Annotated in this window: 14 protein-coding genes; 1 reads left to right on the forward strand and 13 read right to left on the reverse strand. The window is 49.9% G+C overall.

Going from position 1 to position 16,653, the window contains the following annotated elements:
* Positions 1-129: 129 nt before the first annotated feature.
* The 12 genes from QW71_RS01165 to QW71_RS01220 all read right to left on the reverse strand — a co-directional run bounded on the left by QW71_RS01165 (position 130) and on the right by QW71_RS01220 (position 15,127).
* Entirely contained in the window at positions 130-1,287 is a 1,158-nt protein-coding gene (locus QW71_RS01165) for a glycoside hydrolase family 172 protein (RefSeq protein WP_039292021.1), read from the reverse strand.
* 26 nt (positions 1,288-1,313) lie between these two features.
* Positions 1,314-2,147, reverse strand: coding sequence for a carbohydrate ABC transporter permease (locus QW71_RS01170; RefSeq protein WP_039292023.1), 834 nt, complete (start codon positions 2,145-2,147; stop codon positions 1,314-1,316).
* Complete coding sequence (locus QW71_RS01175) at positions 2,144-3,079, reverse strand: carbohydrate ABC transporter permease (protein WP_039292025.1); 936 nt, start codon at positions 3,077-3,079, stop codon at positions 2,144-2,146. Before QW71_RS01175 ends, QW71_RS01170 begins: the two co-directional genes overlap by 4 nt.
* Before the next feature lie 81 nt (positions 3,080-3,160).
* Positions 3,161-4,579 carry a sugar ABC transporter substrate-binding protein gene (locus QW71_RS01180; RefSeq protein WP_039292028.1) on the reverse strand — a complete coding sequence of 473 codons (1,419 nt, stop codon included), beginning with the start codon at positions 4,577-4,579 and terminating at the stop codon, positions 3,161-3,163.
* A 174-nt stretch (positions 4,580-4,753) separates the two neighbouring features.
* Positions 4,754-6,544: a sensor histidine kinase gene (locus tag QW71_RS01185; RefSeq protein WP_039292030.1), complete on the reverse strand. Its 1,791-nt coding sequence runs from the start codon at positions 6,542-6,544 to the stop codon at positions 4,754-4,756.
* A 7-nt stretch (positions 6,545-6,551) separates the two neighbouring features.
* Positions 6,552-8,159, reverse strand: coding sequence for a response regulator (locus QW71_RS01190; RefSeq protein WP_039292033.1), 1,608 nt, complete (start codon positions 8,157-8,159; stop codon positions 6,552-6,554).
* Between the two features lie 162 nt (positions 8,160-8,321).
* Positions 8,322-9,314: a LacI family DNA-binding transcriptional regulator gene (locus QW71_RS01195; protein ID WP_039292036.1), complete on the reverse strand. Its 993-nt coding sequence runs from the start codon at positions 9,312-9,314 to the stop codon at positions 8,322-8,324.
* 45 nt (positions 9,315-9,359) lie between these two features.
* Entirely contained in the window at positions 9,360-10,448 is a 1,089-nt protein-coding gene (locus QW71_RS01200) for a glycoside hydrolase family 172 protein (RefSeq protein WP_047013543.1), read from the reverse strand.
* A gap of 21 nt (positions 10,449-10,469) precedes the next feature.
* Positions 10,470-11,303: a carbohydrate ABC transporter permease gene (locus QW71_RS01205; protein WP_039292039.1), complete on the reverse strand. Its 834-nt coding sequence runs from the start codon at positions 11,301-11,303 to the stop codon at positions 10,470-10,472.
* 1 nt (position 11,304) lies between these two features.
* Positions 11,305-12,180, reverse strand: a complete 876-nt coding sequence (locus QW71_RS01210) for a carbohydrate ABC transporter permease (protein ID WP_039292042.1) — start codon at positions 12,178-12,180, stop codon at positions 11,305-11,307.
* Positions 12,181-12,270: 90 nt separating this feature from the next.
* The gene (locus QW71_RS01215; protein WP_039292045.1) at positions 12,271-13,605 is read right to left on the reverse strand and encodes an ABC transporter substrate-binding protein; all 1,335 of its coding nucleotides are present in this window, start codon (positions 13,603-13,605) and stop codon (positions 12,271-12,273) included.
* Between the two features lie 58 nt (positions 13,606-13,663).
* Positions 13,664-15,127 (reverse strand): glycoside hydrolase family 32 protein, encoded by a 1,464-nt coding sequence (locus QW71_RS01220; RefSeq protein ID WP_039292048.1) that lies wholly within the window; start codon positions 15,125-15,127, stop codon positions 13,664-13,666.
* Positions 15,128-15,319: 192 nt separating this feature from the next.
* On the opposite strand from QW71_RS01220, the gene QW71_RS01225 reads away from it, so the two are divergent.
* Positions 15,320-16,162 (forward strand): ROK family protein, encoded by an 843-nt coding sequence (locus QW71_RS01225; RefSeq protein ID WP_047013544.1) that lies wholly within the window; start codon positions 15,320-15,322, stop codon positions 16,160-16,162.
* Here the strand turns inward: QW71_RS01225 and QW71_RS39645 are convergent.
* Positions 16,104-16,535 carry a hypothetical protein gene (locus QW71_RS39645; RefSeq protein WP_152679663.1) on the reverse strand — a complete coding sequence of 144 codons (432 nt, stop codon included), beginning with the start codon at positions 16,533-16,535 and terminating at the stop codon, positions 16,104-16,106. The genes QW71_RS01225 and QW71_RS39645 overlap by 59 nt on opposite strands.
* Between the last annotated feature and the right edge of the window lie 118 nt (positions 16,536-16,653).

The following is a 16,653-nucleotide window of genomic DNA, read 5'->3' on the forward strand; positions in this document are numbered from 1 at the left end:
GAGCTTTTTGTGTTATAGAACGAGGCCACGCCGGGCACATAAAACAAGAGCACATCTCCATCATCTGGAAACATGCTCTTGTTTTATGGATATGAGAACCACGGATCAGTCCTGCGCCAATCCCCCAGATCAGAAAGTCCGGAAGAACTGCTTCGCGCTGTCCTTCTCAGGCAGCGGCAGCCGAAGGCCCACGGGCAGCATCTCCGGATAAGCTTTGTGAGGCTCACGCTGATACCAGTAGGCCACCGAAGAATAATCATTGGACTGGGAGTTTCCATGACCATGTTCGATACTGAAACGAAGGGACTCCCGGAAGATGATCGGATCGACAATATGGAAACGGTATTGCGTAATTTTGCCGGAGTAGTCATTGAATAGGATAGTATTGCTCTCTCTCCATGCGTCCCCGTTGCCGCGGATGGGCGCATACGTGGATACCCCGTGATACGGGCTGTCGTATTTACCGGACGGGTAGCCCCAGGCTGCACAGAAATAATCCTCCGTCCCGGTGCCATGCAGACGGGGCGGCCATGGCTCGCCGTCGATGAAGAACATGTCATCCCCTTCTCCAGGCCAGCTGAAGCCCGGCATCGGATTCAAGTGATCGATGCTGAGATTACAGCCGACATAATGGCCCTCTCCAACTGCGTCCATAAGCACATAGTTATCTTCACCCGTAAGATTCTTAAGCTCATATACTTTCTGGTCGGCATAATTGGGCTTGTCCTGCCCGTCATGCTCCAGCTTCAACGCCGCAAGATCGACCGTCCCCCGTGTAGGATTCTCCCTCCGCCAGGAAGCATGGAAGTAGAAGCTATCCTCCGGAATCTCCTTCTCCACATAGTCGACATAGAAGTACAATACCAGCTCATCCTCGCATTCATTGATAATCTCGATGCGTGCGCTGCTGCGGAACGGCATCTCAAAAAAACAGTTCATCGCTGCCTTATCCTCAATGACATCCTGTGTTGTAATCATATTGAGCGGCATGGAGACATAGTGGCTGGCAACCCCATGACCGACGCCGAAGAAATCGCCTACCGGCGAATCTACACTAGGCTCTTCCTCTCCGTCCCAAAACATCCGCACCAGCACTTTGCGGAATGCATATTTATTCTTGGCTGCGATTGTCATCCAGATATGCTGAATGATGCCCGATCCTTCAATCTCTGCAATAGCTGCCGTCTGTCCGGCTCCAATCACGATGAAATCCCGGTTGCCCCCGGTCTGATCCCAGCTGGATAGCCTGCGGGACTGCCCTTCCTTACGCTGATATAATGAATTCATCACATGTCATCACTCCTTCTGCAGTTTCAGGCTTTGATGCCTGTAAGTGTAATACCTTCGATAAAGTACCTCTGCCCGATAAAGAAGACGATAATCGCCGGAGCCAGCACCACAGTAGCTGCTGCCATCATCAGATGCCATTCCGCTGCGTACATGCCCTTGAATTGCTGCAGGCCAAGCGCCAGTGTATATTTGGACTCACTGTTCAGATAGACCAGCGGTCCCAGAAAGTCATTCCAGGAAGCCAGAAAGGTAAACAGTCCTACAACGACCAGGGCGGGCCGCGTCAGAGGAATGATGATGGAGATGAAAATCCGCCCGTGGCTAGCACCGTCTACATAAGCCGCCTCGTCCAGATCGCGGGGAATACTCAGATAGAACTGGCGCAGCAGGAAGATATTGAACGCACCTCCGCCGAACCAGGCCGGTGCAATCAGCGGAATGAACGAATTGGTTAATCCAAGCTTACTCCAGCCGATAAAGGTCGGAATCAGCGTAACCGCATAGGGCAGCATCATACTGGATAACAGCAGGCCAAAGATGAGGTCTCGCCCTCTCCAGGACATACGGGCAAAGCTGTACGCGCTTATGGAGCATGTCACGAGGACACCCAGCATCGAGAAAATCACAATAACCGTTGTATTGATAAAATAACGCCCAAAGGGCAGAATGGTCAGCGCCTCACTGAAATTGCTAAACCGGAAGGGGCTTGGTATCCATATGGGCGGCAGCTCAAAAATTTGCCCCATATCCATCAGGGAGCTGCGGATGAGCCAAATCAGCGGCAGCAGACTGAAGAGGCCCCCGGCTGAAAGCACCAAATACACGAATCCCTTCTCCATCCATGCTTTTGTCCTCATCGGGCTTCATCCCCCTCGTAATACACCCATTTTCTTGATGTCTTGAAGACCGTATAGGTCAACAGCATAATGATGATGAACAGCACCCAGGCAATGGCGCTTGCGCTTCCCATCCGCGAGAACTGAAAGGCTTCCCGGTACAGATAGAAGACATAGAACAAGCTGGCATTGTTGGGTCCGCCGTTAGTCATGACATAGGCTTGCGAGAACACCTGGAATCCATTAATGATCCCCATGATCAGGTTGAAAAAGATCGTCGGCGTCATCATGGGAATGGTAATATTCCGCAGCTTATTCAGCTTGGAGCCCCCGTCAATCTCAATGGCTTCATACAGCGAGCGGGGAATATCCTGCAATCCGGCCAGGAAAATAATCATTGTCCCTCCCGTTGTCCACAGGTTCATTAACGCCAGCGAGGGGACCACAGATTTCTCTCCAAAAATCCACTGGCTGCCGGGAAGTCCGATGGCGCGGAGCAGCTCGTTGGCCAGCCCCAAATCGGGATTCAGGAGCCATAGCCAAATGAACGAAATCGCGATGATCGGCACGATGGACGGCAGATAGAAGACGGTCCGGAATATGGCTTTGCCTTTGATATTCCTGTTCAGCAGTATGGCCAGGAGAAAGGAATAAATAATACCGGTGGGCACGCTAAGTACAACAAAATAGAGTGTAACTCCGAGCGCCTTGTAGAAATACTGGTCTTCCCCGCTAAACATTCTGGTGTAATTATCCAGCCCGATAAAGGAGGGTGAATTGGACCCGGAATAGTCGGTGAAGCTCATATACAGGCTGTAGATCATGGGACCCAGCGTAAAAATCAGCAGCCCAAGAATGGCCGGCAAGGCAAACAAGATGCCATACAGCTCATTCCTGAAGGAACTGCGCTTGGTCTTTGCACGGTTTACACTCAGGGAAGAGACGGGCTCCATACACATGTTTCCTCTCTTCGGGTATTGCCGGCAGCGGATGTGCCCCAAGAATCCGGCAGATCCGCCTTCCGGCAAGGTCCGTTATTTCAAATAGGTTCCTTTTATAAGAGGCTTGATTTTGGCTTCCACTTCGTTCATCGCTTCTGCGGCCGTTTTGGTGCCGAGCCATACCTGATCCAGCCCCGCCGTTACCGCAGCATCGATTTCTACAAAGTTTCGGACATTATTCTCAGCCGAAGACTCAGCATGTTCGTAGGTGGAACGCATAACGGCATCCTGAAAACCGGCCGGACGGCCCGGAAGCTCTTCATTTGCCCAGCTGTCCACCAGCTTCGGATCTTCATACCATTGCTTCAGCTGCGGCATCCAGAGCCCCTGATGAAGCTCCAGTACATTCTGCGGATCAGTCAGGAATTTGGAGAACTCCCAGGCTTCCTTCGGATGCTTGGAACTCTTGAATATAATCAGGGAGCCTCCAAGGAAGAAAGTCTTATAGTCCTTCAGAACCGGCAGGACACCTACGCCCCAATCGATATTGGCTTTGCTCAGGTCCAGATGGTTCCAGCTTCCGTCTATGACCATTGCAACCTTTCTGGACTGGAGCGCCGTTGCCGGTGCCGGAATGCTGCTGGCTTGTACCGGGGAAGGAGCAACATGATGGACATTGATTAGGTCAGCAATCTTCTGGATCGCTTCGGTCGCTTCAGGCTTGGATAGCCCAAATTCCGTACCGTCCTCAGTCAAATAGTCCCCGCCGTTAGACAGAACCAGCGGCATGTAGGATAACCAGCTGAGGCTGTACTTCACACCGTATTGCTTGATGTTCTTGGGATCAAATCCCGGATCATCCGGATGCTTGCCGTTCCGGTCAAGGGTGAGCTTCTTGGCTGTTTCCACGAATTCATCCCATTGCCAGGCTTCTTCCGCTTTGGTTGGCGGCAGTTCAACCCCTGCCTCTTCGAACAGATCTGCATTGTACATCAGAGATGGGACTACCGAAGCTTGATAAGGTCCCGCACTTTTATCGGTATCCCAGTTCCACCAGGCGTACTGAAGGTAATCCTCCTTCTTGATGCTGGGGTCTTCCTTCATGAGATCGAAGAAATTATAGATCAGGCCTTCTTCGCCCATCTTCAGCTTCCAGGCGGCCGAGTAGCTGAGATCCGGTGCTTCATTCCCGGCGATCATGGCATTCAGCTTCTGTAAAAAGTCTGTGCCCGGGATATGGATGGAATCGATGGTGACGTTAGGGTTCTTGGCTTCAAAAGCCTTAATGGCGTCCTCCACCGCCTTCTTCTCCTGAGGACTGCCCCAGAACGTGAATTTCAGCTTCACCTTATCTCCGGTGGCCGTGCCTGCTTCTCCGGTAGCGGGAGTATTGCCTGAACCTGAATTGGCCGTATCCGTTTGGTTCCCGCCATTACCGCAAGCGGTTACAATTAATGCAACAATCATTAGGAAGAGTAACATCAGCTTGGTTCTGCCAGTGTGCCTGCTCATTTTGTTTATCCCCCTTGATTCGGATGTAAGCGCTGCAGTCGCTGATTACAGTGTAAATGTACCTGTTGCCGTTGCCTATTGTACGATTTTTCGTTTTCTGTACGATTTTACGGTCAATGATAAAAAACAACCCCTCAGGCCATTGGCCGGGGGGAAAGTATGGAGTGTCAGCCGTTATTCACGCGGGCCGGGATGCGGTACAACCAGCTTCACGCGGGTCCCGAATTCAGGGACCGATTCAATCTCTATGCCATACTCACTGCCATACAGCAGCTTGATCCGCTTATCCACATTTTTCAGACCTATATTGGCATTATCCTCCTTCAGCAGCTGTTCCAGACGCTCCGGCTCAATCCCGCTGCCGTTATCTTCTACACAGAACCGGATAGTATCACCCTGAAGCAGTCCATAAATGGTGATCAGCCCGCCGCTCTCCATATTCCGGAAGCCATGAATAATGGCATTCTCGACCAGGGGCTGAAGGAACAGCTTCGGTACATTCACCTCCATCAGTTCAGGCTGAATATCAAAGTCCACACGAAACCGGTGCTCGAAACGGTTAGCCATAATCACTATATAGTCCTGTAGCCAGGCGATATCCTCTCTGAGCAGCATTTGGTCTCTCCGGTTGTCCGTAGTATAGTGCAGCATACGGGACAGGCTGATCAGCATATGGCTAACCTGCTCCTTCTCTCCGTGTACAGCCATCCAATTTATGATATTAAGCGTGTTATACAGAAAATGGGGATTGAGCTGAATATTCAGCGCGAGGATTTCCGTCTCCCGCTCCCGCAGCTTGACCACATAATTCTCATTGATCAGTGATCTGACCCGTTCATTCATACTGTTGAATTTCATCAATACATGGCCCAGCTCATCTCTGCCCTCCACCTTGATCTGGGCATTGAAATCGCCTCCGCCCACCCGCTTGATGGCCAGCAGCAGCTTGCTTACCGGAGAAGAGATACGCGCGGAAATGAGATAAGCGAACAGAAGCGAAAGGGCCAGCAGCGGAGTACCCAGTGCGATAATAAAGAACAGAATGGTATCCGCAATATCATGGGTCAATGCGCTTGGCGGAATCAGCACAACCGATAGCCAGTTAGTTACCGGAGACAAAGCGAAGCAAGCGATCATCCGTTGCCCGCCGGCTGTCACATAAGCCGTCCCGCTGCCCTGGCGGCGAACCTCCTTCAGCCAGGCGGCGGATTCTACGGTCCCCAGGCGCGTATTGTCCTGATGGGAGATTATTGTACCGTCCTCACTGGCCACCATGAATACGGAACCTTTAATAGGGATACTGTCCCTAAAGATACCTGCATACACATCTTCCTTGAAATTCATCACCAGCACCGGTTTCTCGGACGCCCCGCCAGCCCGCACAATGATGTCATTCCGTACACAGGAGGGGTTGATCTGCCGGACCGCCGAGAACATATAACGGTAATCAATATCCGTTCCCGCGAGCTCAGGCAGATTATGCATCCGGGTATAATCATAAGTCGGCACCCAGGCGATACGCCCTTTCCCCTCAGCTGCGCGCCGGTACAGCTCGGAGGTGTAGAAGTGATCCGGGGGATAGGTATTCTTGCTCTTGCTGCCATACACGAACCCTTGCGTGACCAGTTCAGCGGAATACAGATCGGCCGATTGCGAGAAGTATCTGCCAAGGATCCCCGTCACCTTTTTATTGTTCTCCAGCAGCTGCACTCCCCCGGCCGGACTTGGCCTGTCAAAAATCTGGTACAGCTCACACTCCACCATCAGTGATAAGCTGTTCTCCTGAATGATCTTCAGCCGTTCGTTGATGATCTGATTGTTCTTAAGCACAATCTCACTGACGTTGTCGCGGGCCAGCTTCAGCATAATCTCCTTGCTTGCATAATAGTAACCAAAGCCGAGGATCGTGAGCGGCAGGGTAATCAGCACTATATACGATAAGACCAGCTTATTCTTCAGTCTCATAGTCCACCTACAATACATCTTTCTTCCGGAACTCCTCCGGTGCCAGTCCTGTCTCCCTTTTGAATACCCTGGTAAAGTAACCCGCATCACGAAATCCCACGCTTAAGGCGATGGTAGAGATTTTCCGGTCCCCGTCCTGCAGCAGCTCTTTGGCTTTGTCCAGCCGCAGGCGCAGCAAATATTCGGTGAAGGTCATGGAGGTGTGCTGTTTAAAAAAACTGCTGAAATAGGCGGAGCTGAAAAAGAAACGCCGGGCGACAGACTCCAGCGACAGATCCTCCATATAATGCTCCTCAAGAAATGCCTTGCACAGGCCGATGGTCCGCCCGCTTTTGTTATTTTTGCGTTCCTGGATGCTCTCTATGATCCGGTTTAGAACAGAGATCGCCCGTGCCTCGACTTCTTCCAGACTCTCACAGGCCGGGATTTGAAACTCCATCTCTGAAATGAAATTGCTCGCTTCATCCTGACGCAGCAAGACCTCGTTTCCTTTAACCTCGTTAACCAGAGCGTACAGAACAGAGTCTTTCAGATGAGCCGGGGACGGATAATCCCCTTCAAGCAGTCTCTGAATAAGCGTCTTTAAGGCCTCAGCAGCCGCAGCCCTGTCCATCCGCGCCAAGGCATCCGTCATGCCCGTATCCGCAGGAATCATCTTCAAGCTGGGCTTGTCAGGATTGTAAGCGATTTCATCGAAAAGGACAAGCTTGCCTTCGCCAGTATAAAATGTGTATTCGAGCGCTTTCCGCGCCTGCTCAAAGGATGCCGGAGCCCCGCTATACAGATCGGCCACCCAGTTCCCGGCCCCTAAAGTCAGAGTCAGGCCATATTCCTCCCGGATCTGGCGGATGAATTGCCGGAACTGCTCCAGATCCCGCTTCATCAGCCACTCCAGGGAATGGCCCGGGGTCACAACGGAAGCAATCATCGGGTGCTCTCCTTCCAGGTTGAAGGACAGCGAAGGACCGACCGTCTGATAGATTTCCCGCATCCAGTTCTTCACAGTGGCCTTCAGTTCCTCGAAATCTTCAGGCGTATAGGACCCGGTAATTTCTTTCTGCTGAAACCTTGCCAACATCACGAAACCTCCGTTTAAAGCGGGGAAGAAATTGCGGATTTCCTGAAGCTCCTTCTCGCTTGCAGCGGAGCGCATCCACCGGCTGAGCAAGTGCTGCTCATAGACCGGTGCTGCCGAATGGAGTCTCTGCTGAAGAACTGCCCCGTTCTGAAGACTCAGCCGTTCCTTCTCCAGTGCCGTGTCAAGCTTGTCAAGGATCTCCGAGAGCTCTCTTAGTGCCAGCGGCTTCAGCAGGTAATCGAAGGCTCCGAGCTTCACCGCCTGTCTTGCATACTCGAAATTTCCGTACACGCTGAGAATTACAATTTTGACCCGTTCTCGGCGGCTCTCCATATGTTCAATCAGAGTCAGTCCATCCATATTGGGCATCCGGATATCTGTGAGGATAATATCGATCCGGTTATCCTCGATAATCCGCAGAGCCTCCAATCCATCCTTCACCATGAAAATCCGGTATTCCGGACGGAGCTGCTTAACCATGTCGGAAACGCCGCGGCGGTGACGAGGTTCATCATCAGCGACAAGCACGTTGTACATTGCTCTCTCTCCTCTCGCAGAATAGCCTAATTTCAATAAGATAGTAAGGTAGGCGGTTACACCTGTCAATCTTCATCTTCAGTCTATCTTTAGAAAAAGGCTGCCGAAAAGTTCTCGACAGCCTGTACCTTCTCTACCCTTCACGCATTCTTCCATATCTGCTCAGCTGGTATGCCTTGCCATCAATTCAATGGGGAACATCCTGTCTACGGGCTGGGCAGGCTCCCCTTTCCATTCAATGGATTGAATCATAAGCTCTGAGGCATTCATTGCCAGCTCGTTAATCGGATGCCGGATGGTGGAGAGACTAAGCAGTTCCGACACGGTCGGCATGTCATCCACACCCAGTACCGCAAGATCCTCAGGTACGGATAATTTCAGATCCTTGCAAGCCTTCAGAACACCTATGGCTGAAATGTCGTTCAGGCAGAATAACGCCTGCGGCAGCTGTCCATTCCCGGCTAGCTGCGTGACCGTCTCGTACCCGAAGCTCTCCGTCATATCTCCCGTAATAACCGTTGTAAGATTCCCCTTCTCCTGCATAGATTGGGAGGCACCGTTCAACCGGTCGTCAAATCCGGGGACCTGTCCGTGCGGATAGGTCAGAATAATGATTTTTTGATACCCCCGTGACATTAAATGGTCTACACCCGTCTGGCCGCATTGATAGTCGTTCACCCGTACGATATGAGCACCATAGGATAAATTATGCCGTCCAATGGTGATGACCGGAACATTGAGATCCATAAGCCTCGGCATGAACTTCTCTGTCTCCAGGGTCGCCTTTACAATAATCCCATCCACCATCTGGATATTCATGAAGATTTCATCAAAGTCCAGGAGAATCAGCTTGTATCCCATGGTCTTCAGATGCTGCTTCAGCACCTTGGCGAAGTGCAGGAAATATAAATCTTCGAAATAACCGTCATAAGTGCTGTTCGACAGAACGAGTCCGATGGTATGCATTTTACCGGTAATCAGGCTTTTGGCAACAGGGTTCACCTGGTACCCTAGTTTGGTAATCGAGTCGCTTATTTTCTCCCGGGTCTCCGGGCCCATCCGGTGAAAGTTACCGTTCATGAAATGAGAGACGGTTGCAGGCGATACGCCTGCATCTTTGGCGACCTGTACTAGTGTAACTCTTTGTTTTGCCATTTGCTGCACCTCTGCGGATTTACTTGCACAACTTTACGTCCACGCTTAACGTGGACGTCTTTCCATTACGTCCGGAAATTCAGGGAACGCCTGATGAGGCTCTGTCTGATACCAGTAGCTGATCGAGCTGATATCGTCACTGCGTTCAAATAAGGCTTGGCCGTCATGCCCTATTTGCTGTACAGTCACCTTCAGATCCTCTTCGAACAGAATCGGATCGAGGATATGCCAGCGGTAGAAGCCCCGCATCGGGCAAGCCGCCCCGTCATAAATATGGGAGCGGGTGTCATCCCTCGTCGCAAAATATGGGAAACCCATATATGGGGTCGAGTAGGTCTGCTCCTGTACCGGGTTTCCGTTGTCATATTTCACAAATCCCCAGGCGCCTCCGAAATAATCCTCTGCCCCGGTGCCGCAGATTGTCGGCCAATCCCGGTCACCGTCGATATAGAATTTCACTTCTCCTTCACCATACCAATAACGGGATAGGGAAGTCCAGGACATATATGTGCCGATAAATTTGCCCCTCCCTTTAATTCCATCAATTAAAGTGTAATCCTGCCTCAGCACAGTGGGATTCTCTCTGCGGTACTGGGCATGAAAATACTCGGTATCCTCATCCAGCTCATCAACCAGCCTGTAGTCGAATTGATAGAAGAATGCTTCAATGCCCTGCGGATGCTCATTCGTAATGGTTATTTTGGCAGCTTGGCGGAACGGCATAGCAAAGTAGCTGTTCATGCCGCCGACCGGATTCACCACTACCGGCTGTGAATTGACAACTGCACGTGCACCAAAGCCGTTGCAGAAGAAATCCCCGAGAGGGACTTCAACAGAGGGTTGTTCTTCATGATCCCAATACATCCGGAGTACCAGATCGCGCAGGACAAACCAGCCGGATTCGGTCTTATCCGTTACGGTCATCCAAATATGCTGAATGATCCCGGGACCTTCAATATCTACAAGCGTTGCGGTTTCTCCCTGAGCGAGTGAGATGAACGCCTTGCCTTTGCGGGCAACACCCAGAGGCCCTTCCGCCTGGCCCCCTTGTCCCTTGAGGCCCTGCGGATTCTCCGCCGTAATCGCTCTGCTCTTGCCCTTCATTCTGCCAAACAGCTGGTCCATCGATTGCATAGTTTATCGTCTCCTTATCCTTTATCCTTTGACTGCGCCGTCCGACGCCCCGGCCATTACATATTTGTTCAGGAACAAGTACGTAATAATAATGGGAATAATGCTGATGCTGATTGCCGCAAAAGTCTGGCCCCAATCCGTTGCCCCAAAAGCTCCGATAAATTCCTGAAGCCCGACAGCAATCGTCTTGTATGCCTTGTCATTCGTGAACGTGTTGGAGAATACGAAATCATTCCAGATGAAAATAAAGTTAATTGATGCCACTGTAATGGTTGTATTGACCGTAAGCGGTGAAATAATCCGGACAAACACCTGATAGATGTTGCAGCCGTCGATGACTGCAGCCTCGATAAGCTCATTGGGAACATACCTGTAGAAGCTGGTAAAGATCAGGATTGACAGAGGCAGAGCAAAACCGACCTGCGGCAGGATCAGTGCCGGATACGAATTCAACAGCCCGTAATCTTTGTACATAATAAACAGAGGAATCAGTGTAACCTGAATCGGAATCATGATGCCGACTGTAAAGAACAGCAGCAGCTTCGAATTCAGCCGGTTAATCATTTTGACAAGGGCAAATCCTGCCGTCGCGCTGAGTACAATAATTAGAGCCAGACAGGTAAAGGTTACAATGGCGGTATTCTTGATATACAGGAGCAAACTGCTCTCCCGGAATACACTGGCATAGTTCTCAAACGACCAGGACGAAGGCATGGCAAACGGCCGTGTCGTCAGCTCAATGCTCGACTTGAAACTGGACAGCATCAGCCACACTACCGGGTAGATTTGAATCAAAAGAATCACAATCACCAGAAGATACAAAAGTGAAGAGGAGAGCTTTTTTCTCGCAGGCATATCAGGCATCTCCTTTCTTCGAATTAAAAATAGCCCGGATGATCAATACTGCAAGCAGACTTTCGATAACGATGAACACGGCAATTGAGCTTCCATATCCATACTGGATGGTGGAGAATGCCTGCTTGTACATATAGGTGGTGACAAGCTCGGTAGCAGATCCGGGAACACCAATAATGTAAGGAATATCGAAGCCACGCAGCGCCCCGGTTGTGCACATAATCAAAGCCAGGCTCAGCACATGCATGATGCTCGGAAGCTTAATATAACGAATCAGTTGCCAGCCGTTTACACCGTCAATTCTGGCCGCTTCTTCGATTTCTTTGGGGATCGCAATCAGAGCTGCATAAAAGATCACCATATACATCCCGATAAACCGCCATCCCTCGGGAATGGACACAGCGATTAATGCCGTATGGGGATTGGAGAGCCAGGCCGATTGCAGATGCCCCATTCCCACCCAGTCCAGGAACATATTCATGAGACCCAGAGGTTGAAGCGAGTAGAAATTACGGAACATCTGCGCAATAGCCACAGTTACAACAACCGCCGGCAAATAGTACAGGGTTCTGAAGATTCCTGCACCTTTCGTGACATAGGATAGGAGCAGGGCAAAGAACAAGCCGATGAACACCTGCATAAATACCACAATCACTACGTACACCAGATTGTTTTGCACTGAATTCCAGAAATAGGAATCGCTAAACATCGCAATATAATTATCAAAGCCGGTGTAACGCGGCTCCTGAATGCCATTCCATTGCTGAAAGCTGTAATTTAGTGACTGGATAATGGGAACAAAAACCGTACCCAGATAAAATATCAAAGCAGGCAAGATGAAAACCAGCCATGCCTTTTTGTCCTTAAGCACATTCATTTAGGGTCACCCCGCTTTTGTAATTACGCTATTATTGATAAAAGGCTCCACCCGGCCCTACAAGCCCGGGTGAAGAAATGTCAAGGTTACTTATTTGCTGGCTGTGTTCTTGGCAATGGCATCATCAATCTGTTTGGCAAACTCATCTGGAGTCATAAAGCCCATGGTCAGTTTGGTAATCAGATCACTCATCACCGAGTTGGTGTTCGGATCCAGCAGAGTATCCCAAGGCTTGGCAAACTCTGAACCATAGTTGTCCATATCCTTTTTGATCCGCAGGAACAACTCGGAGAATTTGGATTCATCATCAATGGTGAATTTCAGCGGTGACATTTGTTGTTTGGCCACATAGACATCGCTATAATTTTTCAGCACATAGCTCAGGAATTCCTTCGGCAGCCCATCGAACGTTTTGGCAGAAGCCCCGAGTCCGATGCCGCTGTTGCCGAAGAATTCATTCTCCGGTGTAACCGCATTGCTGGTGGTTGGAAGATAGAAATAATCCACATTGCCCTTGAGTCCTTCCGGCAGGCTTTCTTCCACGAAGGATGGTATTTCCCAAGTGCCCATGTTGTACATGGCAGCTTCTCCGTTCAGGAACAGATTTTTGGCTGTAGTATAATCCGTGGTTGCGAATCCCTCCTGAAAGTATTTACCGATTTGAGCAGCGAAGGTAGCTGCCTGCATGCCTGCCTCATCGGACATTTTGGCTTTGCCCTGGCTCAAATCACGGATGAACTGATTACCTGTAGTCCGGAACGGATACATGGCTGCATAACGCAATACCGGCCATACATCAACGCCGTCTACAGCGATAGGCGTAACCCCTTTGTCTTTGAGCGCTTGGCTGACTGCAACCAGATCGTCTAGGGTTTTGGGCACAGCAAGGTTGTTATCTGCAAATATTTTTTTGTTATACCAGGTCATTTCCATGTGATATTCCATTGGCAGAAGATACAAGCTTCCATCCGGCAGCTCCTGGTATTTCAGCGCGGGCTCATAGAATTTATCGTACATCCCCTCATCCTTCAGAAATTTCTCCATGTCCACCAGTAAGCCTGCATTTACAAGCTCCTGGGCAAAAGGGTCGGCATCGCTGTCAATGAAATCGGGCATCTGTCCTGAAGCAACCAGCGTTCTGAGCTTAGTAAGATAAGAGGGTCGGTCCGCCGTCACCTGAAGGTCCAGCTTAAAGCCCGGATGGTCGGCGGCGAACCGGTCGGCAAGCTCACGGATCGTCTGGACAATCGCTCCATTCTCCGGTCTGGCAGAGAGCCATGTCACCGTCTGCTCCTTAGGTGCATCCGAGGCGCCGGCTTGACCTGAGCTTGTGTTGCCTGCGGAACTGCCGCAGCCCGCCAGAGCTGTTGCTGCCAAGGAGAAAACTGCAAGCCCGGTGAACACTTTTGATGCTTTCTTTGTCATTGTAATACCCCCTCCAATAGATTGATCGGTATAAGTTCTGTGAATCCATCCTTGCCAGTTAACGCTCAGCGGCTGTCTTCATGCTAATGTCCTCAACATTCACAGCACCCTCATTGGCAAAAAAACCAAAATGTCCGTCTTTGAAATTATAAATTCGTGTTGTCATGGCGACTTCATCGTTGACATACAGACATAGGATATCTTCTTCCAGAATCAGCTTAATACGAATCCGGCTATAAGCGGCAAAATTAAGTGGACGCTCCAGCTCAATCATCTGCGGCTTGTCCCCGGCGATTTGCCATTGGAAAAATCCCGGTTCCCTTCTCGGCCACATATCAAAGGTGATCCGGTTGTGAAAAGGATCAAACTTGATGAAATAACCATTGTCCAGCGTCTGGTCCGTGCGAACCGCGATCCCAAAGTCCTTGACATGCTGCCAATCCGTAAAGGAAGCCTCAAGCATGACCTGAGAAGGCAAGGGGTTAAGCACGCTATACGCCAGCCCATCCGGTGAAGACAGCTGCAGCCTGTCCCCCTGCTTCATGCAATTGTCCGCCTCTTGCAGAATAATTTGTTCGTTCCTATTAAAATGTCCATAGATGGAAGACGGCATTCTCACAAGCAGCTCTCCCAGTTCGTTCTGGTACACTTCATGGACAACCAGTGTCCCTGCCCACTCCCAATCCCCATAATCATTACTGCCCTTCTTCGAGGGCACCCAGCCAAAGGCGTACCGCTTCTCGCCGTCGGAGGCTGTCTTGGCTGCGTAGAACCCTCTGCCGTCGAAGGTGTCCAATACCGGTGAGGTATATAAGCCATCGATGGTTTTGCTCTTTTTATAATGGGTGACAAACTTCTCACTGAAGGTGGAGTAGACGAGGTAATGCCATTCTCCCATCTGGAAATAATCAGGACATTCCATCGTAATGTATTTGTCCGGGCTGTAGAAGGGCTCACGGAATTCCCAGCTCAGGAGGTCATCCGATGTCAGAAGTGCGATGCACCCGCCTCTTTTCTCAGAGGAGTTCATTTCCCTGGTAGTGACCAGCATCCAATACTCCTGCTTCTCTTCGTTGAAGAACACAAAGGGATCACGCCAATCAAACGCTTCATAGATCACTTCATCCCCGTAAAGCCTGAATTCACTGTCCTTCGTCCAATGAATTCCGTCGGTGCCAGTGGCCCGCAGTACAACTTGTAAGGGCTTACCATCCTTGCAGAACGCAGGGTTGGGATTATGTCCCGTGTAGAATAGATGATACAGGCCTTCCTTGTCCCGGATCACAGATCCGGTATACGCGTTCCGGTCTAACTCGGTCTCATTGCCATTTGGCAATACTTCTCCGTAATCCTCAAAATCAAGCCCGTTTCCAGTGGCCGCCAAATTCCATGAGGTATGGTTGCCATACTCCCCCCCCACTCTCTCATCGTGAAGATAATAAAGCTTGTACTCCCCTTGGTCATAAAACGGAATTACGTCTCCTACCCAGCCATTCGCAGGTCTGTAGAATACTTTTTTCATTGTCATCATCTCCATTAGTAAAACGTTTTACAAACATATATTATCATATTATTTTTTCTTGTCAACGGTTTCATTTGTTAGTATAGTGGGGTTATTGATTTGATTTATATTTAGAAAATAATAATTAGGTAAAACGTTTACCAATAATTTAACGGGAAAGTCTATCCTTTCCAAACAGGAGGAAAACATCATATGATCATTGGGGCGATTGAAGCAGGCGGCACAAAATTCATCTGCGGTTTGGGCAATGAGGCAGGTGAAATCCTGGACCGGATTAGCTTTCCAACGGAGACTCCGGAGAAGACGTTACAACAGGCGGTTGCCTATTTTAAGGATGCGGGTGCTCTTGCAATCGGGATCGGTTCGTTTGGGCCGCTGAATATGGAGCATTCCAGCCCTTTGTATGGACATATAACTACTACACCGAAACGGGGCTGGACAGGTTTTGATTTTGTGGGTTATATGAAACGGCACTTCCCTGTGCCGATTGGATTCGATACGGATGTGAATGCTGCTGCTTTTGGTGAGGTAAAGTGGGGCGCGGCTCAAGGACTGGATAGCTGTGTCTATTATACAATTGGAACAGGTGTCGGAGTGGGCGTGTATACAGAGGGTAAACTGGTCCACGGGCTTGTTCATCCTGAAGGCGGACACGTGCTGACCCGGAGGCATGCAGAGGATCATTTCGCAGGCCTGTGTCCATACCACGGTGACTGTCTAGAGGGGTTGGCGGCAGGACCAGCCATTGAGAAGCGCTGGGGTGTGAAAGGCTCCGCGCTGCCGGTCAAGCATCCCGCATGGGAAATGGAGGCCTATTATTTGGGCCAAGCCATTGCAGACGTAATTCTTCTGTTGTCACCGAAGCGTATTATCTTGGGCGGGGGTGTTATGCACCAGGAGCACCTGTTTCCAATGATCCGCAGTGAAGTCCGAAAGGCCCTGAACGGTTATGTGTCGGCACAGGAAATCAACACGCCTATATCATATTCAATGATTTTCGTAATCCGAATAAAAGTCCTGCTACCAAAGGTGTAGATAAGGGCAGGAAAAGAACAGCGTAAACAGGACCCCATTGCAAATAACCTTCAATGTTAACGGTTTCATATCCCCAGGTTTCACCACTAACAATAATGGCACCTGCTGTCCCCATAATTAACACGTTTATAAATGCGATGATCATACATAACACCACAAATTTGGCCCCTTTAAATTGGATACAGTGGAATTGAAAACCGGATATAGCAAACGACAAGGATAACGGAACACATAAAGTCAAGAAAAACCATAACCAGCCATCACTTCCTGCTCCTCCTGCAACACCGTTTCCGAAAATTGCTATAAGGAAACCAATTACCAGGCTGGCAGTGAATCCATATAATAATCCTGCAATCAGATTTTTAATCCTCATCGCTAATCTCCTTTTATGATAGCTTTACGTTAACAGCTTCGCTCTTGGAGCGTAAGGGTCTGATGTGCATTATTGTTGAAGCCCGGCTATAATATTTGTGAATTACACTATTCCTTCT

Source organism: Paenibacillus sp. IHB B 3415 (assembly GCF_000802655.2).
In the GTDB taxonomy this organism is placed as follows: domain Bacteria; phylum Bacillota; class Bacilli; order Paenibacillales; family Paenibacillaceae; genus Paenibacillus_AQ; species Paenibacillus_AQ phytohabitans.